This window comes from Gordonia hydrophobica NBRC 16057, from assembly GCF_001592365.1.
Lineage (GTDB): Bacteria > Actinomycetota > Actinomycetes > Mycobacteriales > Mycobacteriaceae > Gordonia > Gordonia hydrophobica.
The window spans coordinates 520,869-541,072 of the sequence record NZ_BCWU01000001.1 but is presented as its reverse complement, the minus strand read 5'-3'; the positions used below and the strand labels follow the sequence as shown (position 1 = coordinate 541,072).

Annotated in this window: 21 protein-coding genes, 2 tRNA genes and 1 other RNA gene; 13 read left to right on the top strand and 11 right to left on the bottom strand. The window is 68.1% G+C overall.

Going from position 1 to position 20,204, the window contains the following annotated elements; translation table 11 throughout:
* Positions 1–5: 5 nt before the first annotated feature.
* Positions 6–1,343 carry a type I glutamate--ammonia ligase gene (gene glnA / locus GH2_RS02545; protein ID WP_066162659.1) on the bottom strand — a complete coding sequence of 446 codons (1,338 nt, stop codon included), beginning with the start codon at positions 1,341–1,343 and terminating at the stop codon, positions 6–8.
* Positions 1,344–1,374: 31 nt separating this feature from the next.
* Between glnA and GH2_RS21875 the strand changes: the two genes are divergently transcribed.
* From GH2_RS21875 to GH2_RS02530, 4 genes are all read left to right on the top strand, one after another.
* Entirely contained in the window at positions 1,375–1,578 is a 204-nt protein-coding gene (locus tag GH2_RS21875) for a hypothetical protein (protein ID WP_084247251.1), read from the top strand.
* A 141-nt stretch (positions 1,579–1,719) separates the two neighbouring features.
* A complete protein-coding gene (gene panB, locus GH2_RS02540; RefSeq protein ID WP_066162654.1) occupies positions 1,720–2,568 on the top strand; it encodes a 3-methyl-2-oxobutanoate hydroxymethyltransferase in 849 nt (282 codons plus the stop codon).
* A gap of 131 nt (positions 2,569–2,699) precedes the next feature.
* Complete coding sequence (pip, locus tag GH2_RS02535; protein WP_066162651.1) at positions 2,700–3,659, top strand: prolyl aminopeptidase; 960 nt, start codon at positions 2,700–2,702, stop codon at positions 3,657–3,659.
* Between the two features lie 3 nt (positions 3,660–3,662).
* Positions 3,663–5,171: a CYTH and CHAD domain-containing protein gene (locus GH2_RS02530; RefSeq protein ID WP_066162648.1), complete on the top strand. Its 1,509-nt coding sequence runs from the start codon at positions 3,663–3,665 to the stop codon at positions 5,169–5,171.
* A gap of 12 nt (positions 5,172–5,183) precedes the next feature.
* On the opposite strand, the gene GH2_RS02525 is transcribed toward GH2_RS02530, so the two are convergent.
* From GH2_RS02525 to cobC, 6 genes are all read right to left on the bottom strand, one after another.
* Positions 5,184–6,602, bottom strand: coding sequence for an RNB domain-containing ribonuclease (locus GH2_RS02525; protein ID WP_066162645.1), 1,419 nt, complete (start codon positions 6,600–6,602; stop codon positions 5,184–5,186).
* A gap of 87 nt (positions 6,603–6,689) precedes the next feature.
* An RNA gene (gene rnpB / locus GH2_RS02520) (RNase P RNA component class A) lies at positions 6,690–7,106 on the bottom strand.
* 46 nt (positions 7,107–7,152) lie between these two features.
* Positions 7,153–7,830: a histidine phosphatase family protein gene (locus GH2_RS02515; RefSeq protein WP_244885293.1), complete on the bottom strand. Its 678-nt coding sequence runs from the start codon at positions 7,828–7,830 to the stop codon at positions 7,153–7,155.
* Between the two features lie 11 nt (positions 7,831–7,841).
* Positions 7,842–8,600, bottom strand: a complete 759-nt coding sequence (locus GH2_RS02510) for a zinc ribbon domain-containing protein (RefSeq protein ID WP_066162639.1) — start codon at positions 8,598–8,600, stop codon at positions 7,842–7,844.
* Positions 8,597–9,730, bottom strand: coding sequence for a Nif3-like dinuclear metal center hexameric protein (locus GH2_RS02505; RefSeq protein ID WP_066162636.1), 1,134 nt, complete (start codon positions 9,728–9,730; stop codon positions 8,597–8,599). Before GH2_RS02505 ends, GH2_RS02510 begins: the two co-directional genes overlap by 4 nt.
* Positions 9,727–10,836, bottom strand: coding sequence for an Rv2231c family histidinol phosphate aminotransferase CobC (cobC, locus tag GH2_RS02500; RefSeq protein ID WP_066162634.1), 1,110 nt, complete (start codon positions 10,834–10,836; stop codon positions 9,727–9,729). The genes GH2_RS02505 and cobC overlap by 4 nt, the downstream gene beginning before the upstream one ends.
* A 22-nt stretch (positions 10,837–10,858) precedes the next feature.
* Between cobC and GH2_RS02495 the strand changes: the two genes are divergently transcribed.
* From GH2_RS02495 to GH2_RS02485, 3 genes are read left to right on the top strand one after another with little or no spacing between them, the layout of a single operon-like run.
* Positions 10,859–11,584 carry an HAD hydrolase-like protein gene (locus GH2_RS02495; RefSeq protein ID WP_066163282.1) on the top strand — a complete coding sequence of 242 codons (726 nt, stop codon included), beginning with the start codon at positions 10,859–10,861 and terminating at the stop codon, positions 11,582–11,584.
* Complete coding sequence (locus tag GH2_RS02490; protein WP_084247250.1) at positions 11,577–12,065, top strand: low molecular weight protein-tyrosine-phosphatase; 489 nt, start codon at positions 11,577–11,579, stop codon at positions 12,063–12,065. Before GH2_RS02495 ends, GH2_RS02490 begins: the two co-directional genes overlap by 8 nt.
* A 34-nt stretch (positions 12,066–12,099) precedes the next feature.
* On the top strand, positions 12,100–13,044 hold the full coding sequence (locus GH2_RS02485; RefSeq protein WP_066162631.1) for an SURF1 family cytochrome oxidase biogenesis protein: 945 nt from the start codon (positions 12,100–12,102) through the stop codon (positions 13,042–13,044).
* Here the strand turns inward: GH2_RS02485 and cbiB are convergent.
* Positions 13,032–13,946, bottom strand: a complete 915-nt coding sequence (cbiB, locus tag GH2_RS02480) for an adenosylcobinamide-phosphate synthase CbiB (RefSeq protein ID WP_066162628.1) — start codon at positions 13,944–13,946, stop codon at positions 13,032–13,034. The two genes, GH2_RS02485 and cbiB, sit on opposite strands and share 13 nt — an antisense overlap.
* 45 nt (positions 13,947–13,991) lie before the next feature.
* Here cbiB and GH2_RS02475 point away from each other — a divergent pair, with 45 nt between their 5' ends.
* From GH2_RS02475 to GH2_RS21535, 4 genes are all read left to right on the top strand, one after another.
* Positions 13,992–14,801, top strand: coding sequence for a spermidine synthase (locus GH2_RS02475; RefSeq protein WP_066162625.1), 810 nt, complete (start codon positions 13,992–13,994; stop codon positions 14,799–14,801).
* A 58-nt stretch (positions 14,802–14,859) separates the two neighbouring features.
* Positions 14,860–14,931: transfer RNA gene (locus tag GH2_RS02470), tRNA-Cys, on the top strand.
* Between the two features lie 265 nt (positions 14,932–15,196).
* Positions 15,197–16,021 carry an amidohydrolase family protein gene (locus tag GH2_RS02465; protein ID WP_066162622.1) on the top strand — a complete coding sequence of 275 codons (825 nt, stop codon included), beginning with the start codon at positions 15,197–15,199 and terminating at the stop codon, positions 16,019–16,021.
* A gap of 294 nt (positions 16,022–16,315) precedes the next feature.
* Positions 16,316–16,756: a hypothetical protein gene (locus GH2_RS21535; RefSeq protein WP_157085970.1), complete on the top strand. Its 441-nt coding sequence runs from the start codon at positions 16,316–16,318 to the stop codon at positions 16,754–16,756.
* A 515-nt stretch (positions 16,757–17,271) separates the two neighbouring features.
* On the opposite strand, the gene GH2_RS02455 is transcribed toward GH2_RS21535, so the two are convergent.
* Positions 17,272–17,343 (bottom strand) — tRNA-Val (locus GH2_RS02455).
* A gap of 122 nt (positions 17,344–17,465) precedes the next feature.
* Here GH2_RS02455 and GH2_RS02450 point away from each other — a divergent pair.
* A complete protein-coding gene (locus GH2_RS02450) occupies positions 17,466–18,278 on the top strand; it encodes a maleylpyruvate isomerase family mycothiol-dependent enzyme (RefSeq protein WP_066162612.1) in 813 nt (270 codons plus the stop codon).
* A gap of 97 nt (positions 18,279–18,375) precedes the next feature.
* The gene (locus tag GH2_RS02445; protein ID WP_244885292.1) at positions 18,376–19,230 is read left to right on the top strand and encodes an SGNH/GDSL hydrolase family protein; all 855 of its coding nucleotides are present in this window, start codon (positions 18,376–18,378) and stop codon (positions 19,228–19,230) included.
* Between the two features lie 70 nt (positions 19,231–19,300).
* Here GH2_RS02445 and GH2_RS02440 read toward each other — a convergent pair whose 3' ends face one another.
* On the bottom strand, positions 19,301–19,780 hold the full coding sequence (locus GH2_RS02440) for a peroxiredoxin (RefSeq protein WP_066162605.1): 480 nt from the start codon (positions 19,778–19,780) through the stop codon (positions 19,301–19,303).
* Complete coding sequence (locus GH2_RS02435) at positions 19,780–20,196, bottom strand: DUF3052 domain-containing protein (RefSeq protein WP_066162602.1); 417 nt, start codon at positions 20,194–20,196, stop codon at positions 19,780–19,782. The genes GH2_RS02440 and GH2_RS02435 overlap by 1 nt, the downstream gene beginning before the upstream one ends.
* Between the last annotated feature and the right edge of the window lie 8 nt (positions 20,197–20,204).

Here is a 20,204-nt window from a genome sequence, read left to right as displayed (position 1 = left end):
GCCGCCTACAGCGGGAGGTAGTTCTCGAGCTCGTACGGTGTCACGCGACCTCGATACGCAGCCCACTCCGCCCGCTTGTTCCGCAGGAAGTAGTCGAAGACGTGCTCGCCCAGCGTCTCGGCGACGAGCTCGGACTTCTCCATCTCGACCAGCGCCTCCGACAGCGAACCGGGCAACTCGAGGTACCCCATCGCACGCCGCTCCGCCTCGGTCAGCGCCCAGACGTTGTCCTCGGCCTCGTCCGGGAGCTCGTACTCGTTCTCGATCCCCTTGAGGCCCGCCGCCAGCAGCACCGCGAACGTCAGGTACGGATTGCAAGCAGAGTCCGGAGTACGGATCTCCACGCGTCGCGACGACGCCTTGTTCGGCGTGTACAGCGGCAGCCGGATCATCGCCGAACGGTTGGCGCCGCCCCACGTCGCCGCGGTCGGCGCCTCGTCGCCGTAGATCAGCCGCTTGTAACTGTTCACCCACTGGTTGGTGACCGCGCTGATCTCGTTGGCGTGCCGCAAGATTCCGGCGATGAAGCGCTTACCGGTCATCGACAGCTGCATCGGATCGTCGGGGTTGTGGAAGGCGTTGGTATCGCCTTCGAACAGGCTCATGTGCGTGTGCATCGCCGAACCGGGGTACTCACTGAAGGGCTTCGGCATGAATGTCGCACGCACCCCGTCGCTGAACGCGACCTGCTTCACCAGGTAGCGGAAGGTCATCACGTTGTCGGCCATCGACAGCGCATCCGCGTAGCGCAGGTCGATCTCCTGCTGTCCCGGAGCGCCCTCGTGGTGGGAGAACTCGACAGAGATGCCCATCGCCTCGAGGGCGTCGATCGCATGCCTGCGGAAGTTCGGCGCGAGCGCATGGAACGCCTGATCGAAGTAGCCGCCGCGGTCGGCCGGCACCGGGACCGACCCGTCGATCGGCCGATCCTCCAGCAGGAAGAACTCGATCTCCGGATGCACGTAACAGGTGAAGCCGAGGTCGGCGGCCTTGTTCAGCTGGCGGCGTAGGACGTTGCGCGGGTCGGCCCACGACGGCGACCCGTCGGGCATGGTGATGTCGCAGAAGATGCGGGCCGAGTACAGCTCGCTCTCATCGCGCCACGGCAGGATTTGGAAGGTGGAGGGGTCGGGCTTGGCGACCATGTCGGCTTCGGAGACGCGGGAGAAGCCCTCGATCGCCGAGCCGTCGAAACCGATTCCCTCCGCGAACGCCCCTTCGAGCTCGGCGGGAGCGATGGCCACCGACTTCAGATATCCGAGGATGTCGGTGAACCACAGTCGGACGAAGCGGATGTCCCGCTCTTCGAGGGTGCGCAGCACGAATTCCTGTTGGCGGTCCATACCCGAACCTTAGAGTGCCGCGGTTACACGCGTGTTAACCCCGACACCGCGCGCCTGCAGTCGTCGCCATCGACTCGTCGGCACGACTGCTGGACGGCGCCCGGACCGCCGGGTCCCCGTCGTGCACATCCTGCACGACGCCGGGGTCGGCACTCCGTACGACGTGACGGCGAAGATCGGGCAGATCGTCGACCACGTCGCACCGATCGACGGCGAGGACGCCATCGGCGACTGATTCAGCGGCCACCGGGCCGGACTGTGAGCAATCCCACCGACATGCGGGTTCTCACCCTCTCGGCCCGGTGGAACAATCGACACTGTCCACACCAACCCGGGTACCCGCACAGGCGGGACTCGAGGCAGAAATGAGGCAGACATGTCGGATGCATCCGTCTACGGTTCCACCACGCCGACCAGCACGCAGGCGCCGCGCCGCGTGACTCGCGTTCACCATCTCGCGCAGTGGAAGTCCGAAGGCCACAAATGGCCGATGCTCACCGCGTACGACTTCTCCACCGCCCGCATCTTCGACGAGGCGGAGATCCCCGTCCTGCTCGTCGGCGACTCCGCCGCGAACGTCGTCTACGGGTACGACACCACCATCCCGGTCACGAACGACGAGTTGATCCCGCTGGTCCGCGCCGTGGTGCGGGGCGCACCGCACGCGCTCGTCGTCGCGGACCTGCCGTTCGGCACCTACGAGGCCGGCCCTCAGCAGGCCTTGGAGACCGCCGTCCGCTACTTCAAGGAGGGCGGCGCCCACGCCGTCAAGATCGAGGGCGGCGAGCGCGTGGCGCCGCAGATCGCCGCGCTGACCGCCGCGGGCATCCCGGTCATGGGCCACGTCGGATTCACCCCGCAGAGCGTCAACGGCCTCGGCGGGTTCCGCGTCCAGGGCCGCGGCGACGCCGCCGACCAGCTGGTCGCCGATTCGATCGCCGTTCAGGAGGCGGGCGCCTTCGCCGTGGTGATGGAGATGGTCCCCGCCGACATCGCCGGACAGATCGCCCGCAAACTCACCATCCCCACCGTCGGCATCGGTGCGGGCAACGAGACCGACGCGCAGGTGCTGGTCTGGCAGGACATGGCGGGCTACACCCACGGCAAGACCGCCAAGTTCGTCAAGCGCTACGCCGCGGTCGGCGACGAACTCCGCGACGCGGCTCGCACCTATCGCGAGGAGGTCGCGCGAGCGTCGTTCCCCGGCCCCGAACACTCCTACTGATGTGACGGCTCTCGCGAGAGTCCACCCACTCTCATCAGCGGCCCGCTCGGCTCCCGAGCGGGCCGCTGTTCGCTCCTCGCCGACCGGATCCCACGCAAGGGACGTGCCCGACACACCCTAGGCTGGACGGTATGCGCACCCTGTACCCGCCGATCGAGGCCCACGACTCCGGACACCTGAACGTCGGCGACGGACAGGAGATCTACTGGGAGACGTCGGGCAACCCGGACGGCAAGCCGGTCGTCTTCGTCCACGGCGGGCCCGGCGGCGGCACCGCGCCCAAACAACGTCAGTTCTTCGATCCTGCTCGCTACCGCATCGTCCTCTTCGATCAGCGCGGGTGCGGCCGGTCCCGTCCGCATATCGCCGACGGCGCCGACCTCTCGGTCAACACCACCGCGCACCTGATCGCCGACATGGAATCGCTTCGCGCGCATCTCGGCATCGACGCGTGGCAGGTGTTCGGCGGCTCGTGGGGCTCCACGCTCGGCCTCGCCTACGCCCAGACCCATCCCGACCGTGTCACCGAACTGGTGCTGCGCGGAATCTTCCTGCTGCGGCGCAGCGAGGTCGACTGGTACTACAACGGCGGCGCCGCCAACATCTACCCGGATCTGTGGGAGGGCTATCTCGACCCGATTCCCGAGGCCGAGCGCGACGGCGACCTGGTCGCCGCCTATCACCGGATCCTGACCGGGGACGACGCCGACCTCGCCCGTCGCGCCGCGGTCGCCTGGACCACCTGGGAGCGAAAGACCAGCTACCTGCTGCCGCACGACGAGCCGGACGATGGCGACCGATTCGCGGTCGCGTTCGCGACCATCGAGAACCATTACTTCGTGAATCACGGGTTCCTCGACGACGGCCAACTCCTGGCGAACATCGAGACCATCGCACACATTCCGGCGGTGATCGTGCAGGGCCGATATGATGTGGTCTGCCCGATGCGCAGTGCCTGGGATCTCCACCGCGCCTGGCCGTCCGCGCATCTGAACGTCGTCGACGACGCCGGTCACGCCTCGTTCGAGGCCGGCATCGTCCACCATCTCGTCGAAGCGACCGACCGCTTCGCCGCCACGAGGAGCGCGTAGAACATGAGTCCGTCCCATTCCATCGAGATCGAGTTGAAGTTCGACGTCGACGCCGGTCTGCCCGCACCGGACCTGACCGGGCTGCTCGACGGCACCACCGTCAGCGAACCCGCGACCTACCTGTTGGAGGCGACCTACTTCGACACTCCCGACACGCTGCTGGCCAAGAACCGGATGACATTGCGTCGCCGCACCGGCGGCACCGACGCTGGGTGGCACCTCAAGCGTCCGTCGTCGGTGCCGGGAGGCCGCAAGGAGACGACCGTTGAGTTCGACGACGCCGACTCCGGATCCACCGAGGCGACGACGGCGCAGGTTCCCGCCGAACTCCGCAGCCAGATTCTGACGGTCATCCGCTCGGCCGCCCTGATCCCGGTCGCGACGATCACCACCGATCGCACCGTCACCAACGTTCTCGACGCCGACGGCGTCGGGCTCGCCGAGTTCTGCGAGGACGTCGTTTCCGCCGAGTCCCTGCTGCCCGGCGGCGGCGTGAACCGGTGGGCCGAGTGGGAGTTCGAACTCACCGGCGGTGACACCAAGCTCCTCAAGAGCGCCAAGAGCGTCCTCCGCGCGGCCGGTGCTCGCGATGCGTCGAGCGTCTCGAAACTGGCGCGCGCCATCGGCAGCCAGCCGCACGACGATCTGATCCGGGCCCTCCCGAAGAAGGCCACGGCCCTCGGGCTGGTCCAGTACGACCTCGCGTCGCACCGCGACGCTCTGCACGCGTGGGACCCGCTGGCCCGCGAGGACGCGTACGACGCCGTGCACCAGATGCGCGTCGCCGCCCGCAAGATCCGCTCCATCCTGACCTCCTACCCCGGCGTCATCGCCCCGGAGATGGCGGGCCCCGTCGCCGACGAGCTCCGCCTGCTCGGCGAGGTCCTGGGCGACGCCCGCGATCGCGAGGTGCGCCTCGAGTCGAACCAATTGCTCCTCGCCCGCGAGGACGCACCGGACGATCTCGTCAAGGCGCTCATCGACGACGAGAAGGCGGCCCACCAACAGACCCTGAAGTCCCTGCGCTATGCGCTCTCGACGGCACGCTACATCCAGCTGCTCGACGACCTCGACGCCTTGATCAGCGCCCCCATTCCCGGCCCGATCGCCCACCGACCGGCCCGCGACATCGTCTCCGATGCGGTCGGCGGCGCCTACGACCGGATGACGAAGGCCGAGAAGAAGCTGCGCCGATACAGCCCGTGGTCGCCGGACTGGGTTGAGCAGTTGCACACCATCCGTAAGCGCGCCAAAGCGCTCCGCTACACAGCGGAGTCGGCGGCTCCCCTGCACCGCAAGGCGCTCGACCGGGCCGGCGCGGAGGCCAAGCGAGTGCAGACGCATCTCGGCGACTTCAACGACACCGTCGTCAACCGTGAGCACCTGGCCGCCGTCGCTGCGAACGAGTCCCTCTCCAGCGAAGCGGTCTTCGTGCTGGGACGCATGGACGCACACGAGGAGTCGCGAGGCCGTCGCGCAGTGAAGAAGTACCGCCGCACGCGCCAGAGTTAGTGTCCGGCGGCGTCACACCGCGCGGAAGGCGACCTCCGGAACACCCGGATCGGCCGTCACCACTTCGACGACGCACCGGGTCCCGGGTGCGGGCGCGTCTTCGCACGGCGCGACGATGGCCGGCTCGGCGATGAACACCTCGGCGTCGCGTTTTCCGTTGGGGCCCTTCAGGACCACGGCGTCGAACCGCGCGCCGATCTGGTCGGACAACACCACCGCTTCGGTCAGCGACACGCTGTCGCGCTCAGCCGTCGACGCGGCAGAGTCCGAGCTGCGCATGATCTTCGGCAGCGTCGGCAGCGCCTCGGTGACCCAGTCGGGCACCGGGCGGTCCGCTGTCACTGCCAGGGCGACCTCGGTTGCATAGCGATCGGACAGTCGCCGCAACGGTGCCGTGACGTGCGCGTACAGGCCGCCGACACCTGCGTGCTCCAATTTCTCGAGCGGCAGTCGTGCCGACTCCTCGTCCAGCGACAGGTATCCCGCCCCGCGCATCAACCGGGCGCCGACGCTCATCAGCGCCAGCGTTGTCGGGGCCTCGGGCTCCAGCCGTGCGAGGAACTCCCCCGGCGTGGCGCCGTCGGGCCATGGGACGTCGAGGTGCCTGGCGGCCCGATGCAGGTCGTCGACGGACTCGGCAGGCGCGGGCGGAAGCGTCCGCAGCAGCCCGACGCCCGCGTCACGCTGAATGGTCCCGGCGCTCATCCCGGTCAGCAACGACACCTGGGCGTTCCATTGATCGGCGGGGGTCCGCGGAGCCAGCCGCAGGGTCCAGGCGCGGCCGGGGCTGTGCGGGACGATCTCCTGGTCGGGCAGATCCAGTTGGACGGCGCCGCGTCGCAGCGCCCACGACAACCGGGTCCGGCCGAATCCGGGAAGGCCCGCGACCGCCGGGTGCAGGCGTTCGGCGTGCAGATCCGCCATGACGCCCGCGTAGTCGAGCCGTGCGCGCGATCGAACGGTCACCCGCTGCAGTTCCGCCGCCGTGCAGTCGCCGTCGGCGGACACCCGCATGGTCCAGAGCACGGCCGGCCGAACCTCGTCGGGCAGCAGCGACCCCAGCCCCTCCGACATCGCCCGCGGGTGCAGCGGCACGTTCCCGTCGGGGAAGTACATGGTCTGCCCGCGCTGGTGGCTCTCGACGTCGATCGGGCTTCCGGGCTCCACCAGCGCCGCGACGTCGGCGATCGCGTAGTGCACCAGGAAGCCCTCGTCGTCGGCCACCACCCGCACCGCCTGATCGAGGTCCTTGGATCCGGGTGGATCGATCGTCACCAGTTCCAGATCGGTGCGGTCCACGCGATCCGTCGCGAACCGATCGACGACGGACGCGGCCTGCCGTTCGGCCTCGGGCGAGAAGTCCGCCTTGATCCCCATCTCGCTCCGCAGACGCGCGAAGTCGATCGCGGGCGCGCTCATTCTCGGCTGCATACCAGCGACCCTATGCCCTGTCGGGCCCGTCTGTCCGGACGCGGCGCCCGTCGTGCGCCACGGCGTCGCCCGGCGTCGGAGGAGAGGCGAACGAGTCGGCGTGTAAGCCGGATCCTGTCCCGGACCGAAGTCCGGGGGCGACCATCCATCTGGACACACCGTCACCGGGTGCCTCAAGCGGCCGACCCGCGAGCTCGGACGAGCAGTCCTCGAACACTCGCGCACACGCACACGCCTTGCGACGGTGCGCGCTTCGGCCTTGCTCCGGGTGGGGTTTACCGAGCCGATGCGGTCACCCGCATCGCTGGTGCGCTCTTACCGCACCGTTTCACCCTTACCCGGACGTCTTCACGTCCGGGCGGTCTGTTCTCTGTGGCACTGTCCCGCGGGTCACCCCGGGTTGCCGTTAGCAACCACCCTGCTTCTGTGGAGTCCGGACTTTCCTCGACTCGGGCCCGTGCGATGCCTCGCCAGTTCCTCCGCCGCGGCCGCCCGGCCGACTCGTTCGCGACGTTCAGGATAGCCCTATCCGGACGCGCGGACCGAATGCCTACTGCAGATGAGCGGTGTCGTTCGCCAGGCGCACCACCGACCCGCCGTCGGGGAAGTATTCGACGACGCAGATCGACGCCAGATCCAGATGCAGGCGGAACAGGAGTTCCGGCCCCACCGACAGCGCGTCGCGCAGCAGCGTCTTGATCGGTGTCACGTGCGAGACCGCGAGCACGGTGCGGCCCGCGTAGTCGGCGACGAGGTCGGCGCGCGCCGCCGCGATCCGCTCGGCGACCTGCGCGAAGCTCTCCCCGCCCGGCGGTGCGATGTCCACGTCGCTGAGCCAGTTCCGATGCAATTCCCCATCGCGGTCGGCGGCCTCCCGAAAGGTCAGCCCCTCCCAGTCACCGAAGTCCGTCTCGATGAGTCCGTCGAACTCCTGCACCGGCAGCCCCAGCGCGTCGGCGGCGGCGTGCGCGGTCGCCATCGTGCGCGCCAGCGGCGACGACACGACCGCGTCGATGGTTCCGAGCGCGCCCGACGCGATCCGCCGTCCGGCGGCGGCGGCCTGCTGCTGCCCCAATTCGGTCAGCTCGGGGTTGCCTCGGCCCGAGTACCGGCGCTCCACCGACAATGCGGTCTGACCGTGCCGCAGCAGCACGATCCGGGTGGGGGCGGCCGTCTGGCCCTGCCAATTCGGCGTCGTGCCGGTCTCGCCGGCACCCGATGAGTTCACGTCCGCCCCACTCATTCGGCCGCAGCGGGCTTCGGCAGACCGGACTGGTCGGTGCGCACCATCACGGCGCCGCACTCGTCGCAGAACAGCACCTCGTCGTCGTCGGCGGCAGCGATCCGCGACAGGGTCCGCGGATCCATCTCCATCCGGCACGCGCCGCAGCGCCGCTGCCGGACCAGCCCCGCCCCCACCCGGCCCTGCCCGCGCAGCCGCTCGTACACGGCGGTCAGCGCCTCGTCCACATCGTCGACGGCCGCCGTGCGCTTACTGCTCAGATCCGTGATGCGTTCTTCGATCGCGACGACGGCCGCATCCCGCTTGGCCGTCCACTCCAGATCCTGTTCGGTGGCGTGCAGCAGCGCCGCCTCGGTGCGTTCCACCTCGGCGTCCGTCGCCTCCTGCTGCTCCATCACCTCCAGCAGCTCGGTCTCCAGGACCTCCGAGCGACGCTGCAGACCGGTGGCCTCGTGCTGCAGTTCGGTCAGCACCTTGTGACTGACCAGGCCGGCGTCGATCGCCTCCTGGTCGCTGCGCAACTGTTTGGTCGTCCCGGTCAACTCGGTGTCGACTCGGTCGTACTCGGCTTGCAGATTGTCAACTGCGACCTGGGCCTTCGCCCGGTCGTCGCGCAGCGTCTCCAACTGTTCGGCCAGCTTCGCCAACTCGGCGTCCTCGGGCAGATTCCGTCGCTCGTGGTTGGCCTTCGCGATCTCGGCGTCCAAGTCGGCGAGGTCGAGCAGTCGTCGCTGCTGCGCGTTCGGAACCTTCATTCGTGCTGCTCCTTGGGTCCGGCGACCACGGTGAACGGGTCGGTCGGGTGGTGGAAAATAGTTGCTCGGCAACCGATCTCAGTCAGGATATCGGCGACCGTCACACACCACGGAAACTCTGTGCCCCAGTGTCCCGCATCAACGAGGGCGGGAGCACCGTCGCGGAGGGCTTCGTCGACGACGTGGTGGCGCAGATCGCCGGTCACATACGCGTCGGCGCCGGATGCAGCGGCTGCACCGATCATGGAGTCGCCAGCACCGCCGCACACCGCGACCGTCTCGATCGAGCTCGCGGGATCGCCTGCCGCACGGACCGGCCACGACGCCTGCGGCAGAACGCGACCGGCGTGATCGACGAAGTCGGCGAGGCTCATCGGTGCCGGCAGACGACCCACGCGACCGAGTCCGACGTCGCCGTGCACCGCTGCCTGCTCGAAGACGTCGAACGCCGGCTCCTCATACGGGTGCGCCGCCCGGAGTGCGGCCAGGACCGGTTCGCGGATTCGACGAGGCGCGACCATCTCCACGCGCTGTTCGTCGACGCGGGTCAGGTCGCCCAGCACCCCGATCGCCGGCTGCGCGCCGTCGACCGGCAGGAACTGCCCGGTGCCGACGACACTCCATTGGCAGTCGCGGTAGTCGCCGAGGCTGCCCGCCCCCGCCTGGAACATCGCTTCGCTGACCTGGTCGGCGTTGCCCTCCGGGACCATGACCACCCATTTGTCGAGGGCGTCGACCGGTTCGGGCGCCAACGGCACCGTGTCGAGCAGGCCGAGGGCGTCGGCCAGGGCGTCGGAGACTCCGCGGCGGGCCTTGTCGGCGTTGGTGTGCGCGGCGAACAGGCCGCACTGTCCGCGGATCAGTCGATGCAGGATCCGGCCCTTGGGCGTGTTCGCGGCCACGGTGGTCGCACCGCGCATCAGGAGCGGGTGGTGCGCGACGATCAACTGCACGCCGTCGGCGAGGGCGGCGTCGACCACCGCATCGGTCACGTCGACGCAGACCAGCACCTTCTCTGCGGGTTCGTCCGGATCGCCGCACACCAGACCGACCGCGTCCCACGACTCGGCCAGACGCGGCGGGTAGATCGATTCCAGGTGATCGATCACTTCGCGCAAGCGCGGACTCATCGGACCTCACTCTCCTTGTCTAGCTGTCGGGCCCCCGTCATCACATCTTGCATCGCTTCGACGAGGGCGTCGGTGAGATCGGCCGAGCGCACCGCGATCCGCAGGTGATCGGCGCCCAAGCCGACGAAGTTCGCGCAACTCCGCACCCCGAAGCCTGCGTCGCGCAAGCGCGCCTTCGCTCCCAGCCCGTCCGGCACGTGCACCAGGACGAACGAGGCGTCGGGCTCCACCGCGGGCGCGACGCCGATGTCGGCGAGTCGGCGCAGCAGATGGTCCCGATCAGCGGCGACCTCGCGAGCCTGCTGTTCCGCATACGCCTGCCCCTCGTCGCTCAGACACACCGTCAGTGCGGCCAATGCCAGCGTCCCCAGCGGCCAGTGCCGTCGCCCCCGCGCCAGCCGATCGATCACGCCCGGATCGGCGAGCAGGTAGCCCACGCGCAGACCGGCGAGCGCGAAGGTCTTGGTCACCGACCGGACCACGATCACGTCGGCGGCACGCACGCCCGCCATCGACTGCGGCTCGTCCACCTCGCGTGGCGGGTCGAGCGTCATGTCGGCGAACGCCTCGTCGATCACGATCAGCCGCCCGGGCCGACGCAGCCGTTCGATCTGTGCACGCGTGTGCAGGACCGACGTCGGGTTGGTGGGATTTCCCACGACCACCAGGTCCGCGTCGTCGGGGATCTCGGCGTCGTCGAGCCGCCACGGATACGTCAGCACCACCTGCGAGATGCGCGCGCCGGTCGCGCGCAGCACGCGTTCGGGCTCGGTGAACGACGGCTGAATGAGTGCGACGTGCCGGGCGCCCAGCTTCGCCAGCAGCTCGAATCCCTCGGCGGCACCGTCGAGAAGGAGCACTTCGTCCAGGTCACGGTCGTGCCGCCGGGCGACGGCCGAGGTCGCGGCGGCGGCGTCGGCGGTGCTCGGGTACGCCGCCAGATCGCCGATGCGCGCGTGCAGGGCGCGTATCACGAAGTCGGGCGGTCCCGGGCGGACGTTCACCGCGAAATCGCGAAGTCCGAGCTCGGCATCCTCGTCGCCGTGCCGATCGGGATCGAAGAAGTCGCCAGAACTCGACGGTAGCTGCACAGTGCCCGATTTCATGGTCTTCCAGATTACGTGCACGATGAACACCGTGAGCCTTGCCCTCGACCCCGCCACCGTGCTGCTGTTCGACCTCGACGGCACCATCACCGACAGCTACGACGGCATCACGCGGTCGTACCTGCATGCGTTCGCCCAGATCGGCGCCGAACGGCCGTCCACGGATGCCCTGCGCGGCGTGGTCGGACCGCCGCTGCGCGAGTCGATGGGCCGGTTCGGGCTCAGCGAAGCGCAGGTCACCGCGGCGATCACCGCCTACCGGGAGCGCTACCTGACGGTGGGCTGGCTGGAGAACCGGGTCTTCGACGGTATGGCCGATCTCCTCTCCGACCTGGCGACGGCAGGACGGACCATGGCGATCGCGACGAGCAAGGATCAGGCCACGGCCCGCCGCATCGTCAACCACTTCGGCCTGACGGAGCACTTCGCCGTCATCGCCGGGGCGGGCGACGACGGTACACGCCCGACCAAAGCGGACGTCATCGCGCACGCCCTCGGCGTACTACAGTCGACAGGGAGGCCATCACAAGCCGTCATGATCGGCGATCGCTCGCACGACGTCGAGGGCGCCGCACTGCACGGCATTCCGACGATCGGCGTGCGATGGGGTTACGCTCGTCCCGGCGAGATCGAGGGTGCGCAGGCGCACGCGTGGCCGTCGACTGCGGCTCGCCCCGCGATGGTCGCAACACAAACCACGTGGATCGTCGACTCGGTCCAGCAACTGCGTGAGGAGCTCGGTGTCTGACAACTCGCCCCGCACCCTGCACATCTGCTTCGTCTGCTCGGGCAACATCTGCCGATCCCCGATGGCGGAGTCCATCTTCACCTCGGCGATCGAGCAGGCAAGCCTGTCCGAACGCGTGCGCATCACCAGCGCCGGAACCGGTGGCTGGCACATCGGAGAGCCCGCCGACAATCGCGCGCGGACCGAACTCCTCGCGCACGGGTACTCCGACCAGCACGTCGCCGCCCAGCTGACGCCCGACCACCTGTCGGCCGATCTCCTCGTGGTCGCGGACGCCGGTCACGTCGCCGATCTGGAGCGGAAGAGGCTCGGCGACCGGGTCCGACTGCTCCGCAGTTTCGACCCCGACGCCGACGGCGCCGACGTCCCCGACCCGTTCTTCGGCGGTCCCGCCGATTTCACCGTCGTCCGCGAACAGATCGAAGCCGCAGTTCCCGGGCTGCTGGCGTGGGTGCACGCCGCCCTCGCCGCCGACGCCTGACCGGCTGCCTTGCCGCGGTCAGTAACCTGGACGTGTGCGTGTGCTCAAGACCTTCCTGCGCCCGGGCTGGCTGCTGCTCGGCGTGTTCGTGGTCGCCTTCGCCGCAGCCTGCTTCGTCGTCCTCGCGCCATGGCAGCTCGGCAAGAACACCGACACCGAGCACCGCAACGACCTGATCCGCAACGCGGAGACCACCGCCGCCGTCCCGATCGACGAGTTCGCTCCCGCCGGTCAGGTCTTCAACACGGACGACGAGTGGCGCGAAGTGACGATCACCGGCCGGTTCCTCGACGACCAGCAGGTCCTGATCCGCCTGCGCAGCGCGGGTGAACGACCGTCGGTCGAAGTGGTGACCCCGTTCCAGGCTGCGGGATCCGACCGTGTCGTGTTCGTCAACCGCGGCTATGTCCGTCCCGGCGACGGCAACAAGGTCGACGTGGCGCCCTCGCCGACCGGCGACGTCACGATCACCGGTCGGCTCCGCAAGACGGAGTCGACGAGCCCGGGTAAGGGACCGCGCGTCGAGAGCGGCGTCCAGACCGCGTACACCATCGACACGCGAACCCTCGGCCCGGCGACGGGGCATCCCAGTGAGGGGTTCTACCTGCAACTGTCGCCGAACCAGCCCGCGTCGTTGGGCGAGATCGCCCTCCCACAACTCGATTCCGGCCCATACCTCTCGTATGGGCTCCAGTGGCTCGCGTTCGGTGTGATGGCCCCGCTCGGCGCCGTCTACTTCATCTACTCCGAGGTCAAGGCTCGGCGGCGGGACAAGAAGATCGCCGAGGAGAACGGCGTGGACGACACTCCGCCGCCGCCATCGGTCTCCGACCGCGACCGGATCCGCAGCCGCCTGCGCGGCGCGGGCATCGCCTCCGGCAACGACGTCCAGGCCAAGGAGACCGCGGAGATCGGCGGCGGTGGCGGTGCCGGCACCGGCGACGTCAAGGAGAAGCTCGCGCAGCGTTACGGCCGCTGACGCCCGCGCGCCCGCAGCAGCACGGCCGCGACAGCGACCACGACCTGCACCTTTCGCGACAGTGCAGCCGCGGCGCGCAGGTCCGCTGCCGTCGGCGCTCGTCCATCCCCCAGGCGGGGCCGATCTTCCACACCGTGCGGGTACACCGTTCGCCCGCCGAGTTCGATTCCCAGGGCCCCGGCGAACGCCGCTTCCACCACCCCGGAGTTGGGGCTGGGGTGCGCGCCCGCGTCGCGACGCACCGCCTGCCACACCGCCCCGGGCCGGTCGGCCAGACCGGCCACCACCACCGCAGTCAGCCGCGCGGGAAGCAGGTTCGCGGCGTCGTCGATCCGGGCAGCCGCCCACCCGAAATTCCGATAGCGATCCGAGCGATAGCCGATCATCGCGTCGAGGGTGTTCACAGCCCGGTAGCCGAGCAGCCCGGCCGGTCCGGCGACCGCGCCGAACACCAGCGGGGCGATCGCCGCGTCCGAGGTGTTCTCGGCGAGTGACTCCACGGCGGCCCGGCAGATCCCCGACTCGTCGAGCAGATTCGGGTCCCGCCCCACCAGGCCGGAGACCAGCCGACGTGCCTCCTCGACGTCGCCGGCGTCGAGCGCGTCGGCGATGCGGTCCGCGATCCGGCACAGCGATGTCCCGCCGAGCGAGGTGAAGGCCGCGGCGGCCGACCCCACCGCTCCTGCGCGTCCTGCGAGCGCGCCGACCGCCGTCGCCGCGCCGATCCATCCCACCGCGAACACCGTCCCGACTCCCCGACTGTCCGCATACAACCGCCGCTCGGAACGGGCCACCGCTGCTCCGAACATGGCCACCGGGTGCCCGCGCTGCGGGTCGGCGAAGACCCCGTCGGCGGCCGCTCCTGCCGCGAGTCCTACTGCGTGTGACCACCTCGTGCGCATCCGCCGATCGTATCGGCGAGCCTGCCCCCGGCTAAGATCGGCTCGATGGCCACCCCGCGTCCCGAGCCCTCCGCAGGCTCGTTCCCGATCTCCACCGGCACCGCCGAACTCGCAGCCGATCGCGAGGGCGGCTGGCTGCTGTCGGTGAACGGCGTTCAGAGCAGCCACATCGCGCCCGATCGGCCCGATCTCCTCGACTTCGAGTACATGCGCCAGGCCGTCGCCGCGATCGAGGATCAGCATCCCGACCGGGCCGCACCGCTGCGCGTGCTGCATCTCGGCGCCGCCGCTTGCGCGCTGCCCCGTTATCTGGCCAACGCCTACCCGGCGTCGCGCCACGTTGCAGTCGAGATCGACGCCGAACTCGCCCGCCTCGCGCGTGAATGGTTCGATCTTCCCCGCGCGCCTCGCCTGCGCATCCGCGTCGGCGACGCCCGCGCGGTCGTCGAAGCGCTGACTCCCGAGACCCGCGACGTGGTGATCCGCGACGCGTTCGCCGAGAGCCTCACCCCCGCCCATCTGATGACCGCAGAGTTCACCGAGTCGGTGCGCCGCGTCCTGGCTCCCGGCGGTCTCTACATCGCGAACTGCGGAGACCGGCGCGACCTGAAGTCGGTCCGCAGCGAGGTCGCGACCGTCGCCTCCGTGTTCGCGAACATCGAGTTGATCGCCGATCCGTCGATGTTCAAGGGCCGCCGCTCCGGCAACATCGTCGTCGTCGCCTCGGACGGCCCGCTCCCCGACTCCGCTGACCTGGAACGACGACTGCGCTCAGACCCCGAACCCGCACGTCTGATGGGCGACGCCGCCGCCCGCGCCTTCGGTTCCGGACCGATCCTGAGCGACGCGAATTGAAGTCAGCCTGACGGCAACCCTGGTGCCCCTCCCGCGGTGACGGCACAGTAGTGGTCCTGCGGGTGTGGCTGAGTGGCGAGGCAGCGGTCTGCAAAACCGTCCGACGCGGGTTCGAATCCTGCCATCCGCTCTCTGTTTTCGCTGGTCGTGGTGGTTCACGCTGCGGCTTGCGGCGTTCTGGAGCTTCACCCCGGTCCTACCCCGGCGACCGCCCCGGCTCACCGAAGCGAGTAGACCCTGACCAGGAGATATGGTCGGTTGCTCCGCCGCAGCTCGCATCTAACAGCATTGCTCCCTGTATCGAATCGTTGCCGTGCTGAGTGATCCGCTCGACGAAATAGAGTCAAAGCTCTACTATGATTATAGAGACAACGCTCTAATAAGGAGGTCCGTCGATGATCGTCGACGTTTGGATGCAACACCCCACTGAACGGTTCAGTCAGCACAGCATGTTCGCCTCACTGCGTAGGTGGACGAACGCAGATGAATCAGCAGCAGTTCCCGGCATCGACGCGACAATCGCTGCCATGGATGCCGGCAGCGTCGACGTCGGCTTGCTCTCGGCATGGTCCCAGCCGAACAACGCTCCACTCATCAGCAACGACGAGGTCGCAGAATGGATCGCAGCGCACCCCGACCGATTCGCCGGACTCGCTTGCGTCGATCTCGACAAGCCGATGCAGGCTGTCCGCGAACTCCGCAGGACGGTCACCGAACTGGGGTTCAAGGGATTACGCGTCGTGCCATGGCTGTGGCAGGCACCGCCCACCGATCGTCGTTACTACCCGCTCTACGCAGCCTGCGTCGATCTCGGCGTCCCCTTCTTCACCCAGGTCGGCCACACCGGACCGTTACGCCCGTCCGAGACCGGACGCCCCATCCCCTACATCGACCAGGTCGCACTCGACTTCCCTGAACTGTCGATCGTCTGCGGTCACATCGGCTATCCGTGGACTGAGGAGATGATCGCAGTGGCCCGCAAGCACGAAAACGTCTACATCGACACCTCGGCCTACACGACCAGGCGCCTACCGAGCGAGATCGTGGACTTCATGCGCACCGGGACCGGCAATTCCAAGGTGCTGTTCGGCACAAACTACCCGATGATCCAACCCGCCCATGCGCTGGACGGCCTCGACCAGCTCGATCTCAGCCCCGAGCAGCAGGCCGCCTACCTCGGCGGCAACGCCTGCCGCCTCCTGGATTTGCAAGCGAATTGACGAAGCCACGGCACCCGCGACGTTCCTTGCGGGTGCCGTCGAGGCCTCTCAGGTCCGCGAGACAGAACACCGTACGTCCCGCTGTCATGCAGAGCGCCGGATGGCTGGGTTTGTCGAACGAGCGTTCCAGAAGCGATCATCGTGTACACGCGCCCGCGCCGATCAGCGGGATGCCACGGGTGCGTGCAGATGGGGCGATATGGACTGTCGCCGACTTCGGTCATAGATCCTCCGATCGATGGGCGCTACCGAGAAGCGGCGCGGAATGTCTGAATACGGCGGTACGATCCGCGCATGAGGACCAAGTGGCTCGCAGTAATCGCCGCGGCAGGACTACTCGGCGCAACCGCGTGCGGATCATCCGATGATCCGACTCCTCCGTCATCCTCCGAGCGGCCCACGGAGTTCACGGATCTACGCGAAGTCGGCACCTACGGACTCCAGGCACTCGACGAGTGCTCCAACGAATCCGACGCAGCCATGTACGCCTGCGACCACTACAAGTTCATTCAGATCACTGAGATGATGGCGGCAATCCCCGAAGAGTCCAGGGACATCCGCAACGTGATGGGCACGTTTCAAACCAGTTACACGAAATACTGGGCACCCCGCATGTGCGGTACTAGCGAATCCACAGACACGACCGGCCTGATGTGCAACCGAAGCTCGCTAGAGATGGTGCTCACTCAAGCGCGTGACGGCTTTCAGCGTATGGCCGACACCGGTTCCCTTTAGCCCACACGGGCACGCGCCGCGGCGATGCCTTTGCGGTAGTCGTCGCGCCGTATTCGCGCGAGGAACTGGCGCCCGGCATACGGGCTGGGCGTCTCTCCGACACGGTCGAGCCCGTACGCGTACCCGGCGGCCATCGCCTGCCGGCACTCCTCGCGCGACGCCTCACGCTGTCTCCGCGAGGTCCGCCACGGCGTTCAGGACGTCGGCGAGGCGGCGAGCCGCGGCCGGGGTAAGCGACACACAGGGCGAGACCACGTGCCGTCGATCACGCGCGCGAGCGTCTGCCCGCGGCCACGACGTCACCAGGCAGGCCGAGAGTGCGGTTCGGCGCTCACGTTGAGCGTGTACGCCCATCCGTATGAGTCTGAGATGCAGACCGCGGCTGAGACGTAGTTCGGTGACGCGGTGCGGTGATCGTCGGCCCACTGTCCCGCCCGTTGGGACATTCTCGGGCCACTGGCGGGGTTTCCCGGCCGCCAACGGAACCGAAAGGCTCTGACCTGAGAGTTTCCCAGTGCGCGCAAAGGGATTTGAACCCCTGACCGCTGGTGTGTAAGACCAGAGCTCTACCGCTGAGCTATACGCGCTCGGCCGAACGTGGTTCGGCCCACACCAAGATATCGGGTCGGGCGCGTCGACCCAAACCGGGATCTGATTCCGACCGCCCGACTAGCGTTGGCGTCGACACCCGCGCTCGAAAGGAACCCCCGTGACGACGCTCGTTCCCCAGGAACCGCTGATCGATGCGCTCGACGCCCAATGGCGAACTATCGCCGACCTCGCGTCGGCGCTGACCGACGAGCAATGGACTGCACCGTCCGGCCTCCCCGGCTGGGAGCTTCGCGACATCGTCGCCCATGTCATCGGCACCGAGTCAATGCTCGCCGGGCGAGTTCCAGACTCCTCGATCGACACGAGCACGATCGACCACGTGCAGAACCCGATCGGCGAACTCAACGAACGGTGGATCGACCACTACCGTCAGCGCTCACGCGACGAACTCATGGCCGACTACGCAACCGTGACCGCCGAACGCAATACGGCGATGTGGGGCATGACCGAGGGGCAATGGGACGCCGAGACCGCCACTCCAGTTGGCCCGGACTCGTACGGACGATTCATGCGCGTGCGCGTCTTCGACTGCTGGATGCACGAAATCGACCTACGCGACGCCGCGGGCCTGGGCGATCCGACCGAGCCGGCTCCTGCGTCGTGGGCCCTCCAGGAGATCGCGGCGACGCTGCCGTTCATCGTCGGGAAACGGGCGGGCGCCGCCAAGGGCAGCACCGTCGCGTTCCACCTCACCGGAGCGTCGCCGCAGACAGTCTGCATCGCCGTCGACGACCGCGCCGCCATAGTCCCGACCCTTGACCGCGACGCCGACGCCACCCTCACACTCACCGGCCCCGATCTCGCTCGACTGGCGGGCGGGCGTCCCGGCGCAGACCCGGCGCGAGTGACGCTCGCCGGCGACTCCGCACTGGGATCAACCATCGTCGCGAAGCTGCACTACACCATCTGACCTGCACAGATTTCAGTGTGACCCGATAGATACGCCTGAGCGTTGCCGACCGCCCGGGATTCAGGTCCAATGAATCATTGTGACTACTGATACTCGTGTGACTCAGACCACCCGTCCGCGTCGCCGTCGCCGACTCGTTGCGGCGCTCGGCGTGGTCGTGGCGACGACACTGGGCGTGCTGGTATCGCCGCCGACCGCGACCGCGAAGACGAATGTCGCGGGAGCGCTGGACGCCGTCTCACGCACCATTGTGCAGAACCTGACTCAGCGCGGCGTGTCCGACACCTACTTCGATTTGCCGTCGTATCTCTGGGTGCTGACCCACCCGCACGGCTCCGGCACCCAGAACCTCCCGGCCGCGAACAAGAAGACGCTGTGTCGCACCGTGGTTCAGATCGGCGACTCGACGTCCGTCGGTCTCGACAATTCACTCCGCGTCGGAAGCCCCACCGACCGCACCACTGAGCAGTACCAGCGAATCGGCGTGCAGAACGTCTACCTCGACGCGACCAACGGCCGCTCGGTCGTCGAGAAGATCGGCAATAACCTGAGTGGACTCGAGGCGATCCGCGCCAACCGCGATCTCGGCCGCGACGGCTGCTGGATCATCGCTCTCGGCGCCAACGACGCCGCTCTGATCAGCAGGGGAAGCACCGTCTCTGCTCGCCAACGCATCGATCTCGTTATGAGAGAGTTGGTCGGCCGTCCCGTTCTGTGGCCCACCGTGATGACCGACGCCACCGGCTTGTACGACACCAGGCACATGCGTGCGTTCAACGCGGAGCTCAAACGCGCCACCGCGCGCTACCCGAACCTGCGCGTGTTCGACTTCGCTCGTTACACGGAACCGTCGTGGTACGTCGATGGAGTCCACTACACCGAAGGTGCGATGATCCAGCGCAACCGGCTGCTCGCCAGCGGCTTGGCCAACAGCTTCCCGCAGCGACCGTAATCGAAGCGGTTACCGGGTTACGCCGAGGGCGATCGATTCGCCCTCGGCGGAGCTGACGGGGACGCGAGTCCTAGGGCATCGCCGCGAGCGCGGCGTCCCAGGTGTCATCGCCCCGCTTCTCGCCGGGGCCGACCATCGCCGAGAACGTCACCGTGCCGTCCCGTCCGACGAGGAAAGTGCCGCGGTTCGCATATCCGCGCTCCTCGTCGAAGACGCCGTAGTCCTGAGCCACGGCGCCGTGCGGCCAGAAGTCCGACAGAATTGGGAACAGGAACCCTTGCGCCGATGACCACACCTTGTGCGTGGGCGGCGGACCGATGGACACCGCGACGAGGGTGAGATCGTCGTTGTCGAAGCGCGGGAGATTGTCGCGGAAGAAACCGAGTTCGCCCTCGCAGGTGCCGGTGAAAGCGAGCGGGAAGAAGACGACCAACACATTGCGATCGGTGAGCCCCGACAGGCTGACGAGCTGATTGTTTTGGTCGCGAAGTTCGAAATCCGGTGCGCGAGCGCCGACTTCGATCGGACCCGCGACGGACTGCGCGGGCATCAGCGCTTCCCTGCGCGAGCCTTCGGAGTCACCAGCCGTGAACCTGACCAGTCACCGAGAGCGACGACCGAAGTCTGCGTCAGGCCCGTTGTCGGAGCGGCCTCGGCGATCTCACTGGGGTCGACGTAACCGGTTCGACCGGTCTTCGGAGACAGGACCCAGATGAATCCACCCTCCGCGAGCGGTCCGATCGCATCCATGAGCGCGTCCACCAGATCACCGTCGTCGTCGCGCCACCACAGCACTACGGCGTCCATGACGTCGACCGCGTCCTCGTCGAGCATTTCGGCGTCGATCGCGTCTTCGATCTCGATGCGAAGCGAGTCGTCGGTGTCCTCGTCCCACCCGATCTCCTGAACCACCATGCCGTTGGTGAAACCGAGCTTGAGTGCCCTGCCTTCTGGGGCGGTTACCACCGCTTACG